The following is a 14,099-nucleotide window of genomic DNA, read 5'->3' as shown; positions in this document are numbered from 1 at the left end:
TGGCGATGAGGCCACATCCCCCTCTCCGGAATCTCTAGCACGAATGCCCGAACGGGCTCCTGGCCCTCGAGCGGCGCGCGCTTGCGCGCGGCCGCGCTCACTCGACGGGCTACGCCCCTGAGAGCGACCTCCGAACCCGGAGCGCACGGCCCGAGGAGTCCGGCCGCGCGCGTCCACGGGCTCACGCCACGGTGAGGATTTCCGCGCCCTGCTCGGTGACGAGCAGGGTGTGCTCGAACTGGGCGCTGCGGCTGCCGTCTGCTGTGACGGCGGTCCACTCATCATCCCAGGTGCGGTGCCCCCAGCCGCCCAGGTTGATCATCGGCTCGACGGTGAAAATCATGCCGGGCTGCATGATGGTGTCGGCCTCGGCCTCGTAGTAGTGCGGCACCTGGAGCGAGGTGTGAAACGTCTCGCCAATGCCGTGGCCGCAGTAGGCGCGCACCACGCTCATGCCGTGCTGGGTGGCGTGCGTCTCGATGGCGCGGCCGATGTCGCTGATGGGCCGGCCCGGCTTCACCGCGGCGATGCCATACTCCAGGCACTCGCGCGTCACGCGCACCAGCCGCTGGCTCTCCTCGTCCACGTTGCCCACGAAGTACGTCGCCGAGCAGTCACCGTGCACACCATCCAGGTAGATGGTGACGTCCAGGTTGACGATGTCGCCGTCCTCCAGCGGCCGGCTGTCCGGGATGCCGTGGCAGATGACCTCGTTGACGGACGTGCAGAGCGACTTCGGATAGCGGTGGTAGTTGAGCGTGCTGGGGTACCCGCCCCGCTTGATGTACGCCTCGTGGGTAATCGCATCCAGCTCGTCCGTGGTGATGCCCGGACGCACGTGCGAAGCCACCTCCTGCAGCACCTCGGCGGCGGCCTTGCACGCCTTGCGCATGCGGGCGATGACGTCCGGCGTCTTGATGTCGGAGCCCGCGTCCTTGCGCGACGGACGGCCCGTCAGCGCGTAGTCCGGACGGGGAATGTGGAGCGGCACCTCGCGGCGCGGGCTGATGACGCCCGGGCGGATGCCCTTGCGAAGCACGTCCGGGCCCTTCTTGCGCGCCTCGGCGGCATCCGCGCCGCGGTGGCACTTCTTGTACTTGCTGCCACTGCCACACCAGCAGGTGTCGTTGGGGCCCGGAAGCACGGCGGGCGGGGAACGGGGAACAGCGGTAGTCATGACTCACCTCCAGCGCGGAGCTGCTCGGGCTTACGGGCGCGCATCCAGCGCACCACCTGGGGACGAAGCCAAAGCCGGGGCCGCCCCGTGCCCAGGTCCAGGACGGGCCGGGGCATGTCGGGATAGCGGCGCAGGTAGGTGCTGACGCTGTTGGCGTGGCGCAGGCGCAGCAACCCGGCCACCGCCTGAGCGTCAATCAGGTCTTCGGTCTTCACCATGGGACACATTTCGGGCGTGTCTATACCCCTAGACATGCACCCATGCACGGCTTCTTTCCCACACGGGACGGCGGCACTGCTCGCCAGGCGACGCCGCCCGCCTGGACAGGGAGCGGGCCTTCAGCGCGCCAGGGCGGCACACGTCAGGCAGTGCCGGGCCTCCGGAACAGCGCGCAGCCGGTGCCGGCCAATGGCCCCGCCGCAGCGCGCGCACCGGCCGAACTCACCATGAGCGATGCGCGTCAGCGCCTCCTCGATGTCCCGCAGCTCCTGCGCCTCCGCCTGGGTGAAGGACAGGCCCTCCACCTCCAACGAGGCCCGAGCGCGCAGCCGGTGGCTGCGTTGCCGCAATGCTTCCTGGGCCTCCCGAGCCAGCAGCTCCATGTTCGTCTCCCACTGCGGCCACCCCGGCCACTCCGGACCCTCGGCCCAGCAGGAGATTATGCTTTCAGGAAGCGTGCCTTGCGGTGCGCGGCGCTACAGCCCTGAAAACGCGCAAGGCTTGCGCACCCCGGCCAGGGCCCTGCATCCGTTGCGGCGCACCGGCGTCACTCCGCCCGTGCCCGGGATGCGGCGTGTACCCGGGCGCGCTTCTCCACCGCGCGGAACGTGTCCTCCACGGCGTCCTTCTGTCCCATGCGCGCCAGGAAGCCAGGAATGGAGCCGGCCGGGTCCACGGTGAAGCGGTACACGGCATGGGACTTCCCTTCGCCTCGAGGCTCCACGCGCCAGCTTCCCTCGTTGAGCCGGATGCGAACGGTGCCGCGCCGCTGGGGAATGGCGTCCGGCGTCGCCTGCCAGCGCTGCGCGAACACACCCGAGCCGTCCTCCGCCAGCCTGGACTCCAACACCACGTTGCAGATGTAGTCGCGCGAGGACACCACCGGCAGGTCCAGCTTCGTGTACGTGACCTGCCCCTCGTCCGGCAGGCCCTTCAGGATGCGGGACTCCTTCACATACGGCATCCAGTGCCGGTAGGCGTCCACGTCCCGCAGCACCGCCTGGACATCCGCGGCGCTCGCGGCCAGCTCGCCCTCCGCCCACACGTCCTTGGCCTCGGAGCCCGGGCGCGCGCGGACCTTCACCACGTAAGGCTTCTCCGCCACCGTCTTCCACGCCTCTTCCGCGCGGGCTGCTCCGGCGGCGAGCCCCAGCACACAGGCGGACAGGACCGCACCACTCCACGACATCTTCATGCAAACATCCTTCGCGGCTCGGGCCGGGTGTGACGTCACGTCAGCCTCCGACACCCAGGCGCGGCGGCGCATTCACGAATGCGCAACGGGCCCACGCAAGCACCGTCCCCGAGCCACCTTCCGAAGGTGGCCCGGGGCGGCAGCCCCCACGCCGCGCCCTACGGCACGCGGACGGCCCGCCCGCCGAATGCCGGGCTGGCCATGACATCCATTGCCAGACGGTCCGCGTAGGGGCGGCCCAGCCGGCCGTAGGCCTCGGCTTCCTGCTCGGTGAGGACCACGCGCACCGTGAACTGGGCGATGCCCCCCACCACCACATCGAGGAAGAGCGCCCCCTCCGCCGAGCGCACCAGCCGGTACATGAGGGGGCTCTGGATGAGGACCTGCTCCTCGCTCACGGAATCTCCGTCACCACCGCCTGGGAGACGGGCGCGTCGATGACCATCAGTTCCGGCACGCCGCCAGAGGTGTAGCCGCCGAACTTGAAGCAGTCCGTGTCCTCCTCGCTGGTGCACTTCCAGACGCCCGGGTCGCTGTCCACGGGCAGGCGCACGCACACGCCGGTGGCCGCCAGGTCCAGCGTCATCATCCGCAGCGGGCCTTCGAAGTTCTTCGCCGGCAGGCCCAGCGCCTGGCCAATCACCGCCGGGTCATGCGCGCCGTTCACCATCGACTTCTCGACGGCGGCCTGGATGGTCTCCGACGGCGCGGCGAACAGGTAGCAACCGCTGTCATTGCAGCGGCCAAAGTTCTGCGCGTTCGGCTTCACCACGAAGTTCTGGTACGCGGCGTCCGTCATCAGCCACGACACCTTCTTGCCAGGGAAGTTCTTCGCCAGGTGCTGCTCCACGCTCCACGGGCTGGCGCGCTCATCGGCCTCGCGGGAGATTTGCGCCTGCTGCGCATCACAAGCCTGCGGCTGCGTCGGGGTGGGGGTGACGCTGCCGCCCCCCGTGTGCTTGCAGCCGGACAGCAGGAAGACACCAAGGAGCAGGCTCCGAATCGTCCACGTCATGGGCAGATCTCCAGATAGGGAAGGAGTGAAAGAGGTGGCGGAACCTACCTCCTGTCGGCCCATGGATAGTTGTCATTTCTGGATTTTATAATCTCCCCGGCCTGTCCCCCTCCGAGCGGTTATAGGGTGCGGCATGAGCCAGAACCTCTACGACATTCCCCTCAAGTCCATCGACGGTGCCCCGCAGTCTCTCGGCCAGTTCAAGGGCAAGGTCCTGCTGGTGGTCAACGTGGCCTCCAAGTGCGGCCTGACGCCGCAGTACGAAGGCCTGGAGAAGCTCTACGAGCGCAAGCGCGCCGAGGGCTTCGAGGTGCTGGGCTTCCCGGCCAACAACTTCCTGGGCCAGGAGCCGGGCAGCGAGGCGGAAATCAAGTCGTTCTGCACGCTGACCTACGACGTGAAGTTCCCGCTGTTCTCCAAGATTTCGGTGGTGGGCGCGGACAAGCACCCGCTCTACCACGCGCTGACGGGCGCCATCCCGGACGCCGTGGGCGAAGGCCCCATGCGCAGCCGGCTCCAGGGCTACGGCATCACCGCCAACCCCGTGCCGGAAGTGCAGTGGAACTTCGAGAAGTTCCTCGTCGGGCGTGACGGCCGCGTCGCCGCGCGTTTCGCGCCGGACGTCGCCGCGGACGATGCGCGTCTGCTGTCCGCCATCGACGCGGAGCTCGCGAAGCAGGCCTGACCCGGCCGGGGTGCCGCTGGACTTCTGCCGTCCAGCGGACGGGCCCTGACGAAAGCAGTGACTTTTCGCGCGCTCCGGGGCAAGCCAGGGGTGCCATGAGCACGTTCATTCCTGGTCCCCCGCCCGAGCGCGGACTGTTCTGCAACCGCACCCTCAACCTGCGCGCCATCAAGGCGGTGGGTTACGACATGGATTACACGCTCATCCACTACCATGTGGAGGCGTGGGAGCGCCGCGCCTACGAGCACATCCGCGACCGGCTCGTGGAGCAGGGCTGGCCGGTGGCGGACTTGTCGTTCGACCCCGAGCTGTCGATGCGCGGCCTCATCATCGACACGGAGAAGGGCAACCTCCTCAAGGCCAACCGCTTCGGCTTCGTGAAGAAGGCGCTGCACGGCACGCAGGCCATGAGCTTCGAGGCCCAGCGCGACGAATACGCGCGCACCATCATCGACCTGCATGAGCAGCGCTGGGTGTTCCTCAACACGCTCTTCTCGCTGTCGGAGGCGTGCATCTACGCGCAGCTCGTGGACCGGCTGGACGCCGGCCAGCTCCCGGGCCCCATGGGCTATTCGGACCTCTACGAGCACGTGCGGAAGAACCTGGACGCCACGCACATGCAGGGGCGGCTGAAGGCGGAAATCATCGCCGACCCGGAGCGCTACGTCATCGACGACCCGGAGACGCCGCTGGCGCTGCTGGACCAGCGCAACGCCGGCAAGAAGCTGCTGCTCATCACCAACAGCGAGTGGGCCTACACCGAGCCCATGATGCACTTCGCCTTCGACCGGCACCTGCCGGAAGGCATGACGTGGCGGCAGCTCTTCGACGTGGTGATTGTCTCCGCGCGCAAGCCGGAGTTCTTCACCACGCGCTCGTCGCTCTTCGAGGTGGTGGAGTCCAGCGGCGAGGCGCTGCTGCGTCCACACACGGGCCCCTTCAAGCCGGGCACGCCGTACTTCGGCGGCAGCGCGGTGGAGCTGGAGCGTCACCTGGGCATGAGCGGTGACCAGATTCTCTACGTGGGCGACCACATGTTCGGCGACGTGCACGTGACGAAGAATGTGCTGCGCTGGCGCACGGCGCTCATCCTGCGCGAGCTGGAGGACGAGGTGCGCTCCATCGCCTCGTTCCGCGCCACGGAGACCCGGCTGGCCGAGCGCATGGTGGTGAAGGAGCGGCTGGAGGCGGAGAGCTGCCAGATTCGCCTGGAGCTCCAGCGGCGGCGCTTCCAGTACGGCCCGCGCACGGACACGCCTTCGGAGACGGAGCTGGTGGCGCGGCTGGCCACGCTGCGCACGGAGCTGGAGGCGCTGGACGCGGAGCTGGGGCCCCTGGCACGCGCGGCCACCGAGCTGTCCAATCCCATCTGGGGCCTGCTGACGCGCGCGGGCAATGACAAGAGCCACCTGGCCCGGCAGGTGGAGCGGTACGCGGACATCTACACGTCGCGCGTGTCCAACTTCCTGTTCGCCACGCCCTTCGTCTACCTGCGCAGCCCGCGCGGCAGCCTCCCGCATGATCCCAGCCTGCCCGGCGGCACGCCCGTCTTCGGCGCCGGCGAGGCCGGCGGCGGCATGTCCGGCACGGACGGCGGGGAGTAACCGCCCCACCCTTGGGACTCGGCGGCACGGGGCCTCCCGGTGCCGCCGGCGTCCTACCAATCGGGGTGGATGTGTAGATCCTCGGATTCATTGAACTTTCGTTCAGTACCCCTCCGAGGAGCGGGCAGGCAGGCATCCCCCTCCACAGGGCATGTCAGACCGCCCCGGTATGAGTGCTCTTGTGAGCCACTCGACCACGAACAGCTCTTCGACGCGCGTCCTCGAGCAGCGCAACCTGCTTGGGGGCATGGACCTGCTACCGGTGCTGGGCGGCAAGGGCCGCAAGCGCGCCCGGCGCTTCCACGTCGCCTCGGAGCGGCGGGTGGGGTTCGCCGCGGCGCTGGCGCTGGTGGTGGAGCATGGCAAGCAGAAGGCGAAGGAGACGGGCGTCACGTCCCTGAGCCGCTGCCCGCGCTGCGGCCACATGGGCCCCACGGCGCAGGACTTCGGCTACCGCACCATGCGCGGCGAGCGCCGGCCCCAGTCCTGGTGCCGCGGCTGCCGTGGCCTGCACCTGGAGCCCACGGAGACGGCGCGGACCAGCAACACCGCCCCGCGCGGCGCGGACGGCTGGCTGTTCCCGCCCGAGAGCACCACCAGCACCCGCCCGCCCCGGCGTGGCAAAGGGTCGTCGACTCAGTCCCGCTGAGACACGGCCAGCCCCGACATGTCACGTCGGGGCTGACCGGAACCCGGGCTGGGCGTCGCGACTACGAGCGCGCGTTCCCGGAACCGACGAGGGCCTTCGCGTGGTGCGCGAAGTGGTCCGCGAGGAACGTGGCGATGAAGTAGTAGCTGTGGTCGTACCCCGCGTGCCGCCGCAGCGTGAGCGGGTGGCCCGTGGCCTCGCAGGCGGCGGCCAGCAACTCCGGGCGCAATTGGGTGGCGAGGAACTCGTCGGCCTCGCCCTGGTCCACCAGGAGGGTCAGGCGCTCCTTCGCCGTCTTCACCAACTCGACGGCGTCCCAGGCTGCCCACGCGTCATGGCTGTCGCCCAGGTAGGCGGTGAAGGCCTTCTGGCCCCACGGCACCTGTGAGGGTGCGACGATGGGAGAGAAGGCGGACACGCTGCGGTAGCGGCCCGGGTGGCGCAGGGCGGTGACGAGCGCGCCATGACCGCCCATCGAATGGCCGAAGATGCCTCGCGCGTCCGTGGCCGGGAAGTGCTGCTCCACCAGCGCGGGGAGCTCCCGGGCCACGTAGTCCTGCATGCGGAAGTGCGGCGCCCAGGGAGCCTGCGTGGCGTCGAGGTAGAAGCCCGCCCCCTGCCCCAAATCGTAGGCAGCGTCGTTGGCCACCGCGTCGCCACGAGGACTGGTGTCAGGCGCGACGACGATGAATCCGTGGCGCGCCGCGTGCTCCTGCGCGCCCGCCTTGGTGATGAAGTTCTGCTCGGTGCAGGTCAGGCCGGAGAGCCAGTACAGCACCGGGCAGCGCTCGCCGCGCAGCGCGGCCTCCGGCAGGTAGATGCCGAACCGCGTCTCGCCGCCCAGCGCGGAGGAGGTGTGCTTCCACACCTCCTGCCGGCCGCCAAAACTCGCGTGGTGTTCGATGCGTTCCATAATCCCAGTCCTCCCGGAAGGTGCCCTTCGCCTTGGCGCTGTGCGTGGCCGATACGCGCAGGTCCTGCGCCTCGGGGAAGGGGTTGGCGGTTGACTCAGTAGCGGACGACGGTGCGGATGGACTTGCCCTCGTGCATCAGGTCGAAGGCCTCGTTGATGTCCGTCAGCGAACGCGTGTGGGTCACGAACGGCGCGAGCTGAATCTTCCCGGCCATCGCGTCCTCCACCATGCCGGGGAGCTCCGAGCGGCCCTTCACGCCACCAAAGGCGGTGCCCTTCCAGGTCCGGCCCGTGACGAGCTGGAACGGACGGGTGGAGATCTCCTGTCCCGCGCCGGCCACGCCGATGATGATGGACTGGCCCCAGCCGCGGTGCGCGCACTCGATCGCGGCGCGCATCACGCCCACGTTGCCGATGCACTCGAAGGAGTGGTCCACGCCCCAGCCCGTCATCTCCACGATGACCTGCTGGATGGGCCGGTCATGGTCCTTGGGGTTGACGAAGTCGGTGGCGCCGAAGGCCTTCGCCAGCTCGAACTTCGCGGGGTTCGTGTCGATGGCGATGATGCGACCCGCCTTCGCCATCTGGGCGCCCTGGATGACCGCCAGGCCGATGCCGCCCAGGCCGAACACCGCCACCGAATCCCCCTCCTGCACGCGGGCCGTGTTCTTCACCGCGCCCAGGCCCGTCGTCACGCCGCAGCCCAGCAGGCAGACCTGCTCGGGGTTGGCGTTCGGGTTGATGCGGGCCAGCGATACCTCCGCCACCACCGTGTACTCGCTGAAGGTGGAGCACCCCATGTAGTGGTAGACGGGCTTGCCATTGTACGAGAAGCGCGTGGTGCCGTCTGGCATCACACCCTTGCCCTGGGTGGCACGCACCGCCACGCACAGGTTGGTCTTGCCGGACTTGCAGAACAGACACTGGCCGCACTCCGCCGTGTAGAGCGGAATGACGTGGTCGCCGGGCTTCACGGACGTCACGCCCTCGCCCACCGCCTCCACCACGCCGGCGCCCTCGTGGCCGAGCACCACGGGGAAGAGACCTTCCGGATCATCCCCGGAGAGGGTGAACGCGTCGGTGTGACAGACGCCCGTGTGGGTGATGCGGACCAGGACCTCGCCCTTCTGCGGAGGCGCGACGTCGAGTTCGACGATGCTCAAGGGCTTTCCGGCTTCGAAGGCAACAGCGGCACGGGACTTCATGAGGATGCTCCTGGGGCTAGGGGATGAAGGCAGGGACTCCCGCTCACTTGAGATAGGTGCGGACCAGCGTCGTCATGTCCCGCACCCGCTGGGCGTGGCGCGGATCCTCGTCGGACGCCGGACCGAACTCCTCCCGAATATGTGACTCCAGCACCTCGGACATCAGTCCGTTGATGGCGCCCCGGATGGCAGCGAGTTGCTGGAGGACCGTGCCGCATTCGGCCCCGGACTCCAACGCACGCTCCAGGGCTTCGGTCTGACCGCGGATGCGGCGGACGCGGAGCAGCGCCTTCTTCTTCTCTTCCGGCGAGTGGGGCATGGCGGCGACGACATACTGGGTGGGAGTATCCTGCTGCGGCGGATATATACCCCCGGGGGGTATTCGACAAGGAAGGATTGAAGGCGTCCTGACAGCGCGCGGCATCTCTTCCTCCCGGCAGGCGGGGGAGCAATGACCTCCGCCGTCCCATGGAGGGGGATGGAAAAGCCGTGGCGCCGTCCTTACCTCACCCGCAGGGAGGCAACATGGCCGTTCGGACCACAGTGGCAGGCATCAAGAACAGGCGGCGGGTCGACGCGCACGGGGCCCAGCCGAGCGTACAGGCCAGCAAGGGGCGCAAGACGATGCCCCACGATGACGCGGCCGCGCTGCGGCGGCAGAAGACGCTGGAGCGCGTGACGCTGGGCCCCGCCGCCGAGGCACATGAGCCCAAGAGTCATCGGCGACGCGCAACCACCCTCAAGGGCCGCAAGAAGGCCCCCAGCGAGATGAACGTGAAGCACCTCGGCGGGCCGAAGAAGCGCCTGCCCCTTCACGGCGGCTAGCATGTACACGTCGTGACGCGGCCCGCGCCCCGCGACCTCCGGGCGAGGGCCGTGCCCATTTCAAGGGCCCGGTGGCCACAGCGCGCTGGCGCCAGGGTCCTCCGCCACGTAGACGGCCCACACGCGCTCTCCCGGGCGCCGCAGCAGGTCCGACGCGTGCGGTGAAGGCATGCTCCCTTCGACGCGCTGGCCATGCACCGTGAAGACGTAATCGAGCTGCACCAGGCGTCCGGCATGTAGCGTGGGCGCCACCTGACGCTCCACCCGCGTGATTTCAGCCGCGGCCGGCAAGCCCCAGACCCATGCCTTCAACTGGCGCTGCTGCTCGCGCCGCAGTGCCACCGGCCAGCTCGTGCGCCGGAACAACAGCCCCATCCCGATGAAGATGGCGGACTGCAGGAGCAGGGGCCACAGGAAGAACAGTCCCACCGGGAGCAGCATCACCCCCGCCCACAGGGCCAGCGTTCCCAGGACGTAGTGCTTGTGCAGCTTGGGCCGCGAGACGGCCGCGCGTTGTGCCCGGGTCAACCGGCGCGGTGGCAACGGAGGCGGCGGACCTCGCGCGGCGTTCAAGGCCGCCTCCAGGCTCGCGCCGCACTTCATGCAGCGTGCCTCGGCGCCCACCGTGACGGCATGCCCGCAGCCAGGACAGACGATGCGGAACTCGACCGGCTCCGGCGAGAGGTACGGCGCGTCCAAGGAGATTCGAGCGCGGCGCATGGCCCCACCATCGGAGCACCTCCCCGCGCGCCGCCGCAACCCGTCCCGGAATGCCATGACGGGCGTTCCACGACACCACCAGACCTGGGCACCGGGGCCCGGCTGCTCCATTGCTCCCTGGCATCCCCCACCCGGCGTTCCTACCTGTTTCGCTGGAGGTCGCATGCCAGAGAAGAGTCAGACGGAGCGCGTGAAGCGCGCGAAGCGGCAGGGAACGACGTTGGAGCTCAAGCCCACCGACGTGCAGCTCGCCAGCGCGGACAGCACGCACCATGCAAAGAAGAGCGGCCGGCGGGCCCTGGGGAAACGGACCTTCGCGGACCGCAGCGTCAGTCCCCGCCACGCGCCAGGAAAGGGCCTCACGGCGAAAAGCCGCAAGCTGCCCGAACCGGAGCCCGGCCAGAGCAGCACCTCGCGGCGCAAGACACTGCCGTCCGCGGCCGCCGTGGCCTACCGCAAGGAGGGCCGCCCCAAGAAGACGACAGGCCGCGGCGATACGACCCCGCTGAAGGCGGGCAAGGTCTACAAGCGCGCGGGCGCACGGAAGACGAGCATCCGCGCCTGAGGCCCTTCCAGCCTGGAGCCCTGCGAGATGCGTCCTGACTCCGGGCCGTGGAAGGCGCCGTCAGGACCGGGCACAGGCCACCTGCGACGCCATCCTCACGGCGACGGCTCGCGCTCTTGTCGAGGAAGGCGACGACGCGGCCAGCCCTCACCGCATCGCCCACGAGGCCCGCTCGCTCGCGGACTTCGAGGCGGGGCTCGTGCAGCTCACCAGCGAGAAAAACCCGCCCGTTCATGAGTCCGCGGCCGGACCTCCGCGCGAGCGATATGGCCCACCCGCGGCGTTCGTTCCCTCTCGCGCTCATTCCTCGGGGGCGACGCCGTTCACCTCCTCGGCCAGCCTGCGAACCTCGTCGTGCAGCTCGCGCAACTGTCCCAGGTTGCGCTGAAGGAGCACGTCAATCTGCTCCCCCCGCTGCACGTCGCCTTGCGCCACGGCGTCCTCACGCTCGCGCGCCAGCCGCACCACGTCTCGCTCCACCAGCGCCGCCAGCCGCGCCATCTTCTCCAGCTCCCACTGGACTGTTTGTGGCAGCTCGGGCTCGATGTCGTCGTTGTCCTGAGGGGGAGGAAAGGACACCTCTGGCTCGGGCACCACGGGCTCGGGCGCCATCCGGGCCACCGTGACCTGGGGCACCTCTTGCCGAGGCGCGGGAGCGGGCGGCGCCCCCGTATGGGCCGCCACCGGCACCACGCGGGGGGCCGGCGCGGGTGGAGGCGAAGGCGGAGGAGGAGGCACGGCCATGGCGAGCAGCGCGGCGGGCAGCGGCTCCGGCTCGGGCTGGGGCCAGAGCTCCACGGCGCCCAGCGCCACGGCGAGCACGCCCGCACCGGTCAGAATCAAACGGTAACGAATCCGCATGGCCCCCTCCCCGCCCCGGCGCTCAGAAGCGCACCCGCCAGTCGCCGTCCTGGCGCTCCACCCGTAGCAACCACGGTGCCGGACGCTCGCGTCCACCATGGGCCACCCGGGCCCGCACGAGGACGGCCTCGGCGTCACGCCCGTCCACCGTCGATTCGACAATCCCCACCAGCGTGAGGCCATGCCCCCGCAGCTCCCGCACCGTCTCCACACACGGTCGCGCGCTTCCTCCCGTGACCAGCAGCGGTGCCAGGACCTCGCAGTCGCCCTCGGGCAGCGCCGAGAAGAAGTGGCGCACCACGGCCTCCGCGGCCCGCGTCTTCGACGCGTCGGAGGAACACCCGAGCGCGGCCAGCATCAGCCACCCCATCCACCTCACTGGCGCGGGCTGTCGTGACATGGCTCAGTAGCAGTTGGGGGCGAACAGCTCGTCATCCACGGCGGCGGTGAACTGGTCATTGCACCAGCCGCTCACCAGGATGTGGCCATTGCGCACGCAGCTGTCGTGGTTGGTGGCGTCCACCGTGTACTGGGTGTCCCCACCGCACGTGCTGCCGCAGCGCCCGAAGCAGTTGCCCACCACCTTCGGCCGGTGCCAGTGGTTGGGCGAACCGCAGTGCCAGGTATCACCGGCCAGAAAGAACTCATCCCCGCTGCAGGAGTAGTGGTCACCGAGCTGGGCCAGTTGCTGGTTGCCGGGCCAGTCGAAGCCGCCCCGGTCACAGTCGTGCGTCGCGTGGGCGTACCAGTTGTAGCGCCCCTCGCAGCTGCCCGAGTTGCGCCCGTTGCACTGCGCATAGCTGCACAACATCGTGTAGCCACGCCCCTTCTCACCCATCACCGCGCGCCGCAGCCCCACGGTGTCCGGGTACTGGGACCACATACTCACCGCGCGGCGCAGGTACATCGCCGCGGGGGCCGCCGCGTCTCCGGAGGGAAGCGCCGCATCGAGCTCGCGATAGAGGGCGGTGAGCAGCGCGCGGTCCGCGGCGCGCATCTGCGCGTCCATGGCATTCGCCTCCGCGAAACCATCCAGCGTGGAGACGCCGAGGGCCGGCTCCATCAACCCGGTGAGCGTCAACCCGCGCAGCCGGACCTCCAGCCGGTACACCCCGGGCTCCACCTCGCGGGAGGAGAACGTCACCGTCTCGTCCTCATGGACGAAGGTGCCCCGGGCGTCTCCTGGCGTGGCGGAGAGCGACAGCCCCACCTGCCGTGAGCGGAGCTCGTCGCCCGTCTTCGCGGCGCCGCCACACGCACACGCCGCCAGCACCACGCTCCACCACAGCTTCGTGCGCATCCTCGGATTCCTCCGGCCACGCGCAGGCCCGAGTCCTCTGTCCCGCTCACGTCAGGGGAGCACGGCCCAGCGACGGAGAATGCTCGCACCGGACGAATTCGTGAATAGAGCCCGGCGGTCTCAGATGTCTGTCCGCGCGAAGACAGGCAGCGGGCCGGCAGCGCGCGTCAGGCCGAAGTCTCCTTCGGGCAGGGACTCATGGCCGCCAATCACCAGCAGCCCGCCAGGGACCAGCCGCGCCACCAGCCGTGACAGGACCTCGCGTTGAAGCGGCGGCGCGAAGTAGGTGAAGGCGACGTTGCGGCACAGCACCAGGTGGAAGGGCCCGTCAGGCATCTGGGAGCGCAAGTCCTGCTGGAGGAAGTCCACCGCCCGCCGGAACTCCGGCGCAAGGCACGGTTCGTCGCCAGGCCCCGGAAAGGCACGCTCCGCCCAGGCACGCGGCAGCTCACGCAAGGCCCCGCGCGGATAGCAGCCCCGCGCCGCCCGCGCGAGCAGCCCCGCATCCGCATCGGTGGCCACCAACGCCAGGCGCGCTCCCGGGAATCGAGGCTCGAGCCCCAACTGGAAGAGCACCGACAGCGTGTAGGGCTCCTCGCCGGAAGCACAGCCCGCGCTCCACGCCCGCAACGTGGCCTCCCCCTGGGAGCGCAGGGACTCCAGCCGGGCGGGGAGCAGGTCATGGCGCAGCACCTCGAAGACGCGCGCGTCCCGGTAGAAGCGGGAGATGGTGACGCGGCACAGCGCGTCGAGCGCGTCCCACTCCGAGGGCACCGCCTCCAGCCGGGCGCGGTAGGCCCCCGCGTCTGGCAGGCCCAGCGCCTTCAGCCTGCGGCCGATGCGCTTGCACACCTGCCCCCGGACGCGCCGGAAGCCCTCCCAGCGAAGGCGCAGGCGGGGCGCGGCCCACTGCAACAGCTCCACGCATTCACGGTCCGTCATCGGGTCGGCCTCCTCCTGGATGTCGGCACGGCCGCCGCGTCCGGGCAAGGGAAGGCCGCTTGCACCGGGCGGAGGCAGGCGGGATGTGGCATGACGCTCCGGCATTGTCCTTGGACCCCGGAGGAACCCACCCTTGAAGAGACTGAGCGCCCTCACCCTCTCCGCGGCACTGGCGTCGGCCGGCTGCACGCACACCCCCGCCGCGGCCCCCGAGCCCACCGCGC

19 protein-coding genes are annotated in these 14,099 nt (G+C 69.7%); 5 read left to right on the top strand and 14 right to left on the bottom strand.

Features of this window, described 5'->3' with window-relative positions:
• Positions 1–181: 181 nt before the first annotated feature.
• From map to FMP39_RS05315, 6 genes are all read right to left on the bottom strand, one after another.
• A complete protein-coding gene (map, locus tag FMP39_RS05340; protein ID WP_141588906.1) occupies positions 182–1,177 on the bottom strand; it encodes a type I methionyl aminopeptidase in 996 nt (331 codons plus the stop codon).
• Positions 1,174–1,395, bottom strand: a complete 222-nt coding sequence (locus FMP39_RS05335) for a hypothetical protein (protein WP_171410092.1) — start codon at positions 1,393–1,395, stop codon at positions 1,174–1,176. Before FMP39_RS05335 ends, map begins: the two co-directional genes overlap by 4 nt.
• Positions 1,396–1,515: 120 nt before the next feature.
• On the bottom strand, positions 1,516–1,779 hold the full coding sequence (locus FMP39_RS05330) for a TraR/DksA C4-type zinc finger protein (RefSeq protein WP_141588904.1): 264 nt from the start codon (positions 1,777–1,779) through the stop codon (positions 1,516–1,518).
• Between the two features lie 164 nt (positions 1,780–1,943).
• The gene (locus FMP39_RS05325; RefSeq protein WP_228557687.1) at positions 1,944–2,591 is read right to left on the bottom strand and encodes an START domain-containing protein; all 648 of its coding nucleotides are present in this window, start codon (positions 2,589–2,591) and stop codon (positions 1,944–1,946) included.
• A gap of 158 nt (positions 2,592–2,749) precedes the next feature.
• A complete protein-coding gene (locus FMP39_RS05320) occupies positions 2,750–2,989 on the bottom strand; it encodes a hypothetical protein (protein WP_011557007.1) in 240 nt (79 codons plus the stop codon).
• Positions 2,986–3,606, bottom strand: a complete 621-nt coding sequence (locus FMP39_RS05315) for a hypothetical protein (protein WP_090493640.1) — start codon at positions 3,604–3,606, stop codon at positions 2,986–2,988. Before FMP39_RS05315 ends, FMP39_RS05320 begins: the two co-directional genes overlap by 4 nt.
• Positions 3,607–3,739: 133 nt before the next feature.
• Here FMP39_RS05315 and FMP39_RS05310 point away from each other — a divergent pair, with 133 nt between their 5' ends.
• The 3 genes from FMP39_RS05310 to FMP39_RS05300 all read left to right on the top strand — a co-directional run bounded on the left by FMP39_RS05310 (position 3,740) and on the right by FMP39_RS05300 (position 6,544).
• Positions 3,740–4,291, top strand: coding sequence for a glutathione peroxidase (locus FMP39_RS05310; RefSeq protein ID WP_141588901.1), 552 nt, complete (start codon positions 3,740–3,742; stop codon positions 4,289–4,291).
• A 95-nt stretch (positions 4,292–4,386) separates the two neighbouring features.
• Entirely contained in the window at positions 4,387–5,895 is a 1,509-nt protein-coding gene (locus FMP39_RS05305) for an HAD-IG family 5'-nucleotidase (protein ID WP_141588899.1), read from the top strand.
• 151 nt (positions 5,896–6,046) lie between these two features.
• Positions 6,047–6,544: a hypothetical protein gene (locus tag FMP39_RS05300; protein ID WP_011557011.1), complete on the top strand. Its 498-nt coding sequence runs from the start codon at positions 6,047–6,049 to the stop codon at positions 6,542–6,544.
• A 61-nt stretch (positions 6,545–6,605) separates the two neighbouring features.
• Here FMP39_RS05300 and fghA read toward each other — a convergent pair whose 3' ends face one another.
• The 3 genes from fghA to frmR all read right to left on the bottom strand — a co-directional run bounded on the left by fghA (position 6,606) and on the right by frmR (position 8,981).
• Positions 6,606–7,457 carry an S-formylglutathione hydrolase gene (gene fghA / locus FMP39_RS05295; RefSeq protein ID WP_141588897.1) on the bottom strand — a complete coding sequence of 284 codons (852 nt, stop codon included), beginning with the start codon at positions 7,455–7,457 and terminating at the stop codon, positions 6,606–6,608.
• 95 nt (positions 7,458–7,552) lie between these two features.
• A complete protein-coding gene (locus FMP39_RS05290) occupies positions 7,553–8,662 on the bottom strand; it encodes an S-(hydroxymethyl)glutathione dehydrogenase/class III alcohol dehydrogenase (RefSeq protein WP_141588896.1) in 1,110 nt (369 codons plus the stop codon).
• Positions 8,663–8,705: 43 nt separating this feature from the next.
• Positions 8,706–8,981 (bottom strand): formaldehyde-responsive transcriptional repressor FrmR, encoded by a 276-nt coding sequence (frmR, locus tag FMP39_RS05285; RefSeq protein ID WP_011557014.1) that lies wholly within the window; start codon positions 8,979–8,981, stop codon positions 8,706–8,708.
• A 206-nt stretch (positions 8,982–9,187) separates the two neighbouring features.
• On the opposite strand from frmR, the gene FMP39_RS05280 reads away from it, so the two are divergent.
• Positions 9,188–9,487 carry a hypothetical protein gene (locus FMP39_RS05280; protein WP_225888327.1) on the top strand — a complete coding sequence of 100 codons (300 nt, stop codon included), beginning with the start codon at positions 9,188–9,190 and terminating at the stop codon, positions 9,485–9,487.
• A 60-nt stretch (positions 9,488–9,547) separates the two neighbouring features.
• On the opposite strand, the gene FMP39_RS05275 is transcribed toward FMP39_RS05280, so the two are convergent.
• Entirely contained in the window at positions 9,548–10,207 is a 660-nt protein-coding gene (locus FMP39_RS05275) for a hypothetical protein (RefSeq protein WP_228557686.1), read from the bottom strand.
• A gap of 163 nt (positions 10,208–10,370) precedes the next feature.
• Here FMP39_RS05275 and FMP39_RS05270 point away from each other — a divergent pair, with 163 nt between their 5' ends.
• The gene (locus FMP39_RS05270; protein WP_141588893.1) at positions 10,371–10,772 is read left to right on the top strand and encodes a hypothetical protein; all 402 of its coding nucleotides are present in this window, start codon (positions 10,371–10,373) and stop codon (positions 10,770–10,772) included.
• A 300-nt stretch (positions 10,773–11,072) separates the two neighbouring features.
• On the opposite strand, the gene FMP39_RS05265 is transcribed toward FMP39_RS05270, so the two are convergent.
• The 4 genes from FMP39_RS05265 to FMP39_RS05250 form a co-directional block, all read right to left on the bottom strand.
• Positions 11,073–11,633 carry a hypothetical protein gene (locus FMP39_RS05265; protein WP_141588892.1) on the bottom strand — a complete coding sequence of 187 codons (561 nt, stop codon included), beginning with the start codon at positions 11,631–11,633 and terminating at the stop codon, positions 11,073–11,075.
• 22 nt (positions 11,634–11,655) lie between these two features.
• Positions 11,656–12,033 carry a hypothetical protein gene (locus tag FMP39_RS05260; protein ID WP_141588891.1) on the bottom strand — a complete coding sequence of 126 codons (378 nt, stop codon included), beginning with the start codon at positions 12,031–12,033 and terminating at the stop codon, positions 11,656–11,658.
• Positions 12,034–12,036: 3 nt separating this feature from the next.
• Positions 12,037–12,933 (bottom strand): hypothetical protein, encoded by an 897-nt coding sequence (locus tag FMP39_RS05255; protein WP_141588890.1) that lies wholly within the window; start codon positions 12,931–12,933, stop codon positions 12,037–12,039.
• 120 nt (positions 12,934–13,053) lie between these two features.
• Positions 13,054–13,875, bottom strand: a complete 822-nt coding sequence (locus FMP39_RS05250) for a protein-glutamate O-methyltransferase CheR (protein WP_141588889.1) — start codon at positions 13,873–13,875, stop codon at positions 13,054–13,056.
• Positions 13,876–14,099: the final 224 nt, after the last annotated feature.

This window comes from Myxococcus sp. AB056, from assembly GCF_006547365.1.
GTDB lineage: Bacteria > Myxococcota > Myxococcia > Myxococcales > Myxococcaceae > Myxococcus > Myxococcus virescens.
Note: the sequence above shows the minus strand (reverse complement) of the source record. Positions and strands in the feature narration are given on the sequence as shown.

Coding starts and splice junctions, on each gene's coding strand:
- FMP39_RS05270 (WP_141588893.1), top strand. CDS start 10,371: ATGCCAGAGAAGAGTCAGACGGAGCGCGTGAAGCGCGCGAAGCGGCAG.
- FMP39_RS05275 (WP_228557686.1), bottom strand. CDS start 10,207: ATGCGCCGCGCTCGAATCTCCTTGGACGCGCCGTACCTCTCGCCGGAG.
- fghA (WP_141588897.1), bottom strand. CDS start 7,457: ATGGAACGCATCGAACACCACGCGAGTTTTGGCGGCCGGCAGGAGGTG.
- map (WP_141588906.1), bottom strand. CDS start 1,177: ATGACTACCGCTGTTCCCCGTTCCCCGCCCGCCGTGCTTCCGGGCCCC.
- FMP39_RS05315 (WP_090493640.1), bottom strand. CDS start 3,606: ATGACGTGGACGATTCGGAGCCTGCTCCTTGGTGTCTTCCTGCTGTCC.
- FMP39_RS05280 (WP_225888327.1), top strand. CDS start 9,188: ATGGCCGTTCGGACCACAGTGGCAGGCATCAAGAACAGGCGGCGGGTC.
- FMP39_RS05325 (WP_228557687.1), bottom strand. CDS start 2,591: ATGAAGATGTCGTGGAGTGGTGCGGTCCTGTCCGCCTGTGTGCTGGGG.
- FMP39_RS05290 (WP_141588896.1), bottom strand. CDS start 8,662: ATGAAGTCCCGTGCCGCTGTTGCCTTCGAAGCCGGAAAGCCCTTGAGC.
- FMP39_RS05300 (WP_011557011.1), top strand. CDS start 6,047: ATGTCAGACCGCCCCGGTATGAGTGCTCTTGTGAGCCACTCGACCACG.
- frmR (WP_011557014.1), bottom strand. CDS start 8,981: ATGCCCCACTCGCCGGAAGAGAAGAAGAAGGCGCTGCTCCGCGTCCGC.
- FMP39_RS05305 (WP_141588899.1), top strand. CDS start 4,387: ATGAGCACGTTCATTCCTGGTCCCCCGCCCGAGCGCGGACTGTTCTGC.
- FMP39_RS05335 (WP_171410092.1), bottom strand. CDS start 1,395: ATGGTGAAGACCGAAGACCTGATTGACGCTCAGGCGGTGGCCGGGTTG.
- FMP39_RS05255 (WP_141588890.1), bottom strand. CDS start 12,933: ATGCGCACGAAGCTGTGGTGGAGCGTGGTGCTGGCGGCGTGTGCGTGT.
- FMP39_RS05265 (WP_141588892.1), bottom strand. CDS start 11,633: ATGCGGATTCGTTACCGTTTGATTCTGACCGGTGCGGGCGTGCTCGCC.
- FMP39_RS05330 (WP_141588904.1), bottom strand. CDS start 1,779: ATGGAGCTGCTGGCTCGGGAGGCCCAGGAAGCATTGCGGCAACGCAGC.
- FMP39_RS05260 (WP_141588891.1), bottom strand. CDS start 12,033: ATGTCACGACAGCCCGCGCCAGTGAGGTGGATGGGGTGGCTGATGCTG.
- FMP39_RS05250 (WP_141588889.1), bottom strand. CDS start 13,875: ATGACGGACCGTGAATGCGTGGAGCTGTTGCAGTGGGCCGCGCCCCGC.
- FMP39_RS05310 (WP_141588901.1), top strand. CDS start 3,740: ATGAGCCAGAACCTCTACGACATTCCCCTCAAGTCCATCGACGGTGCC.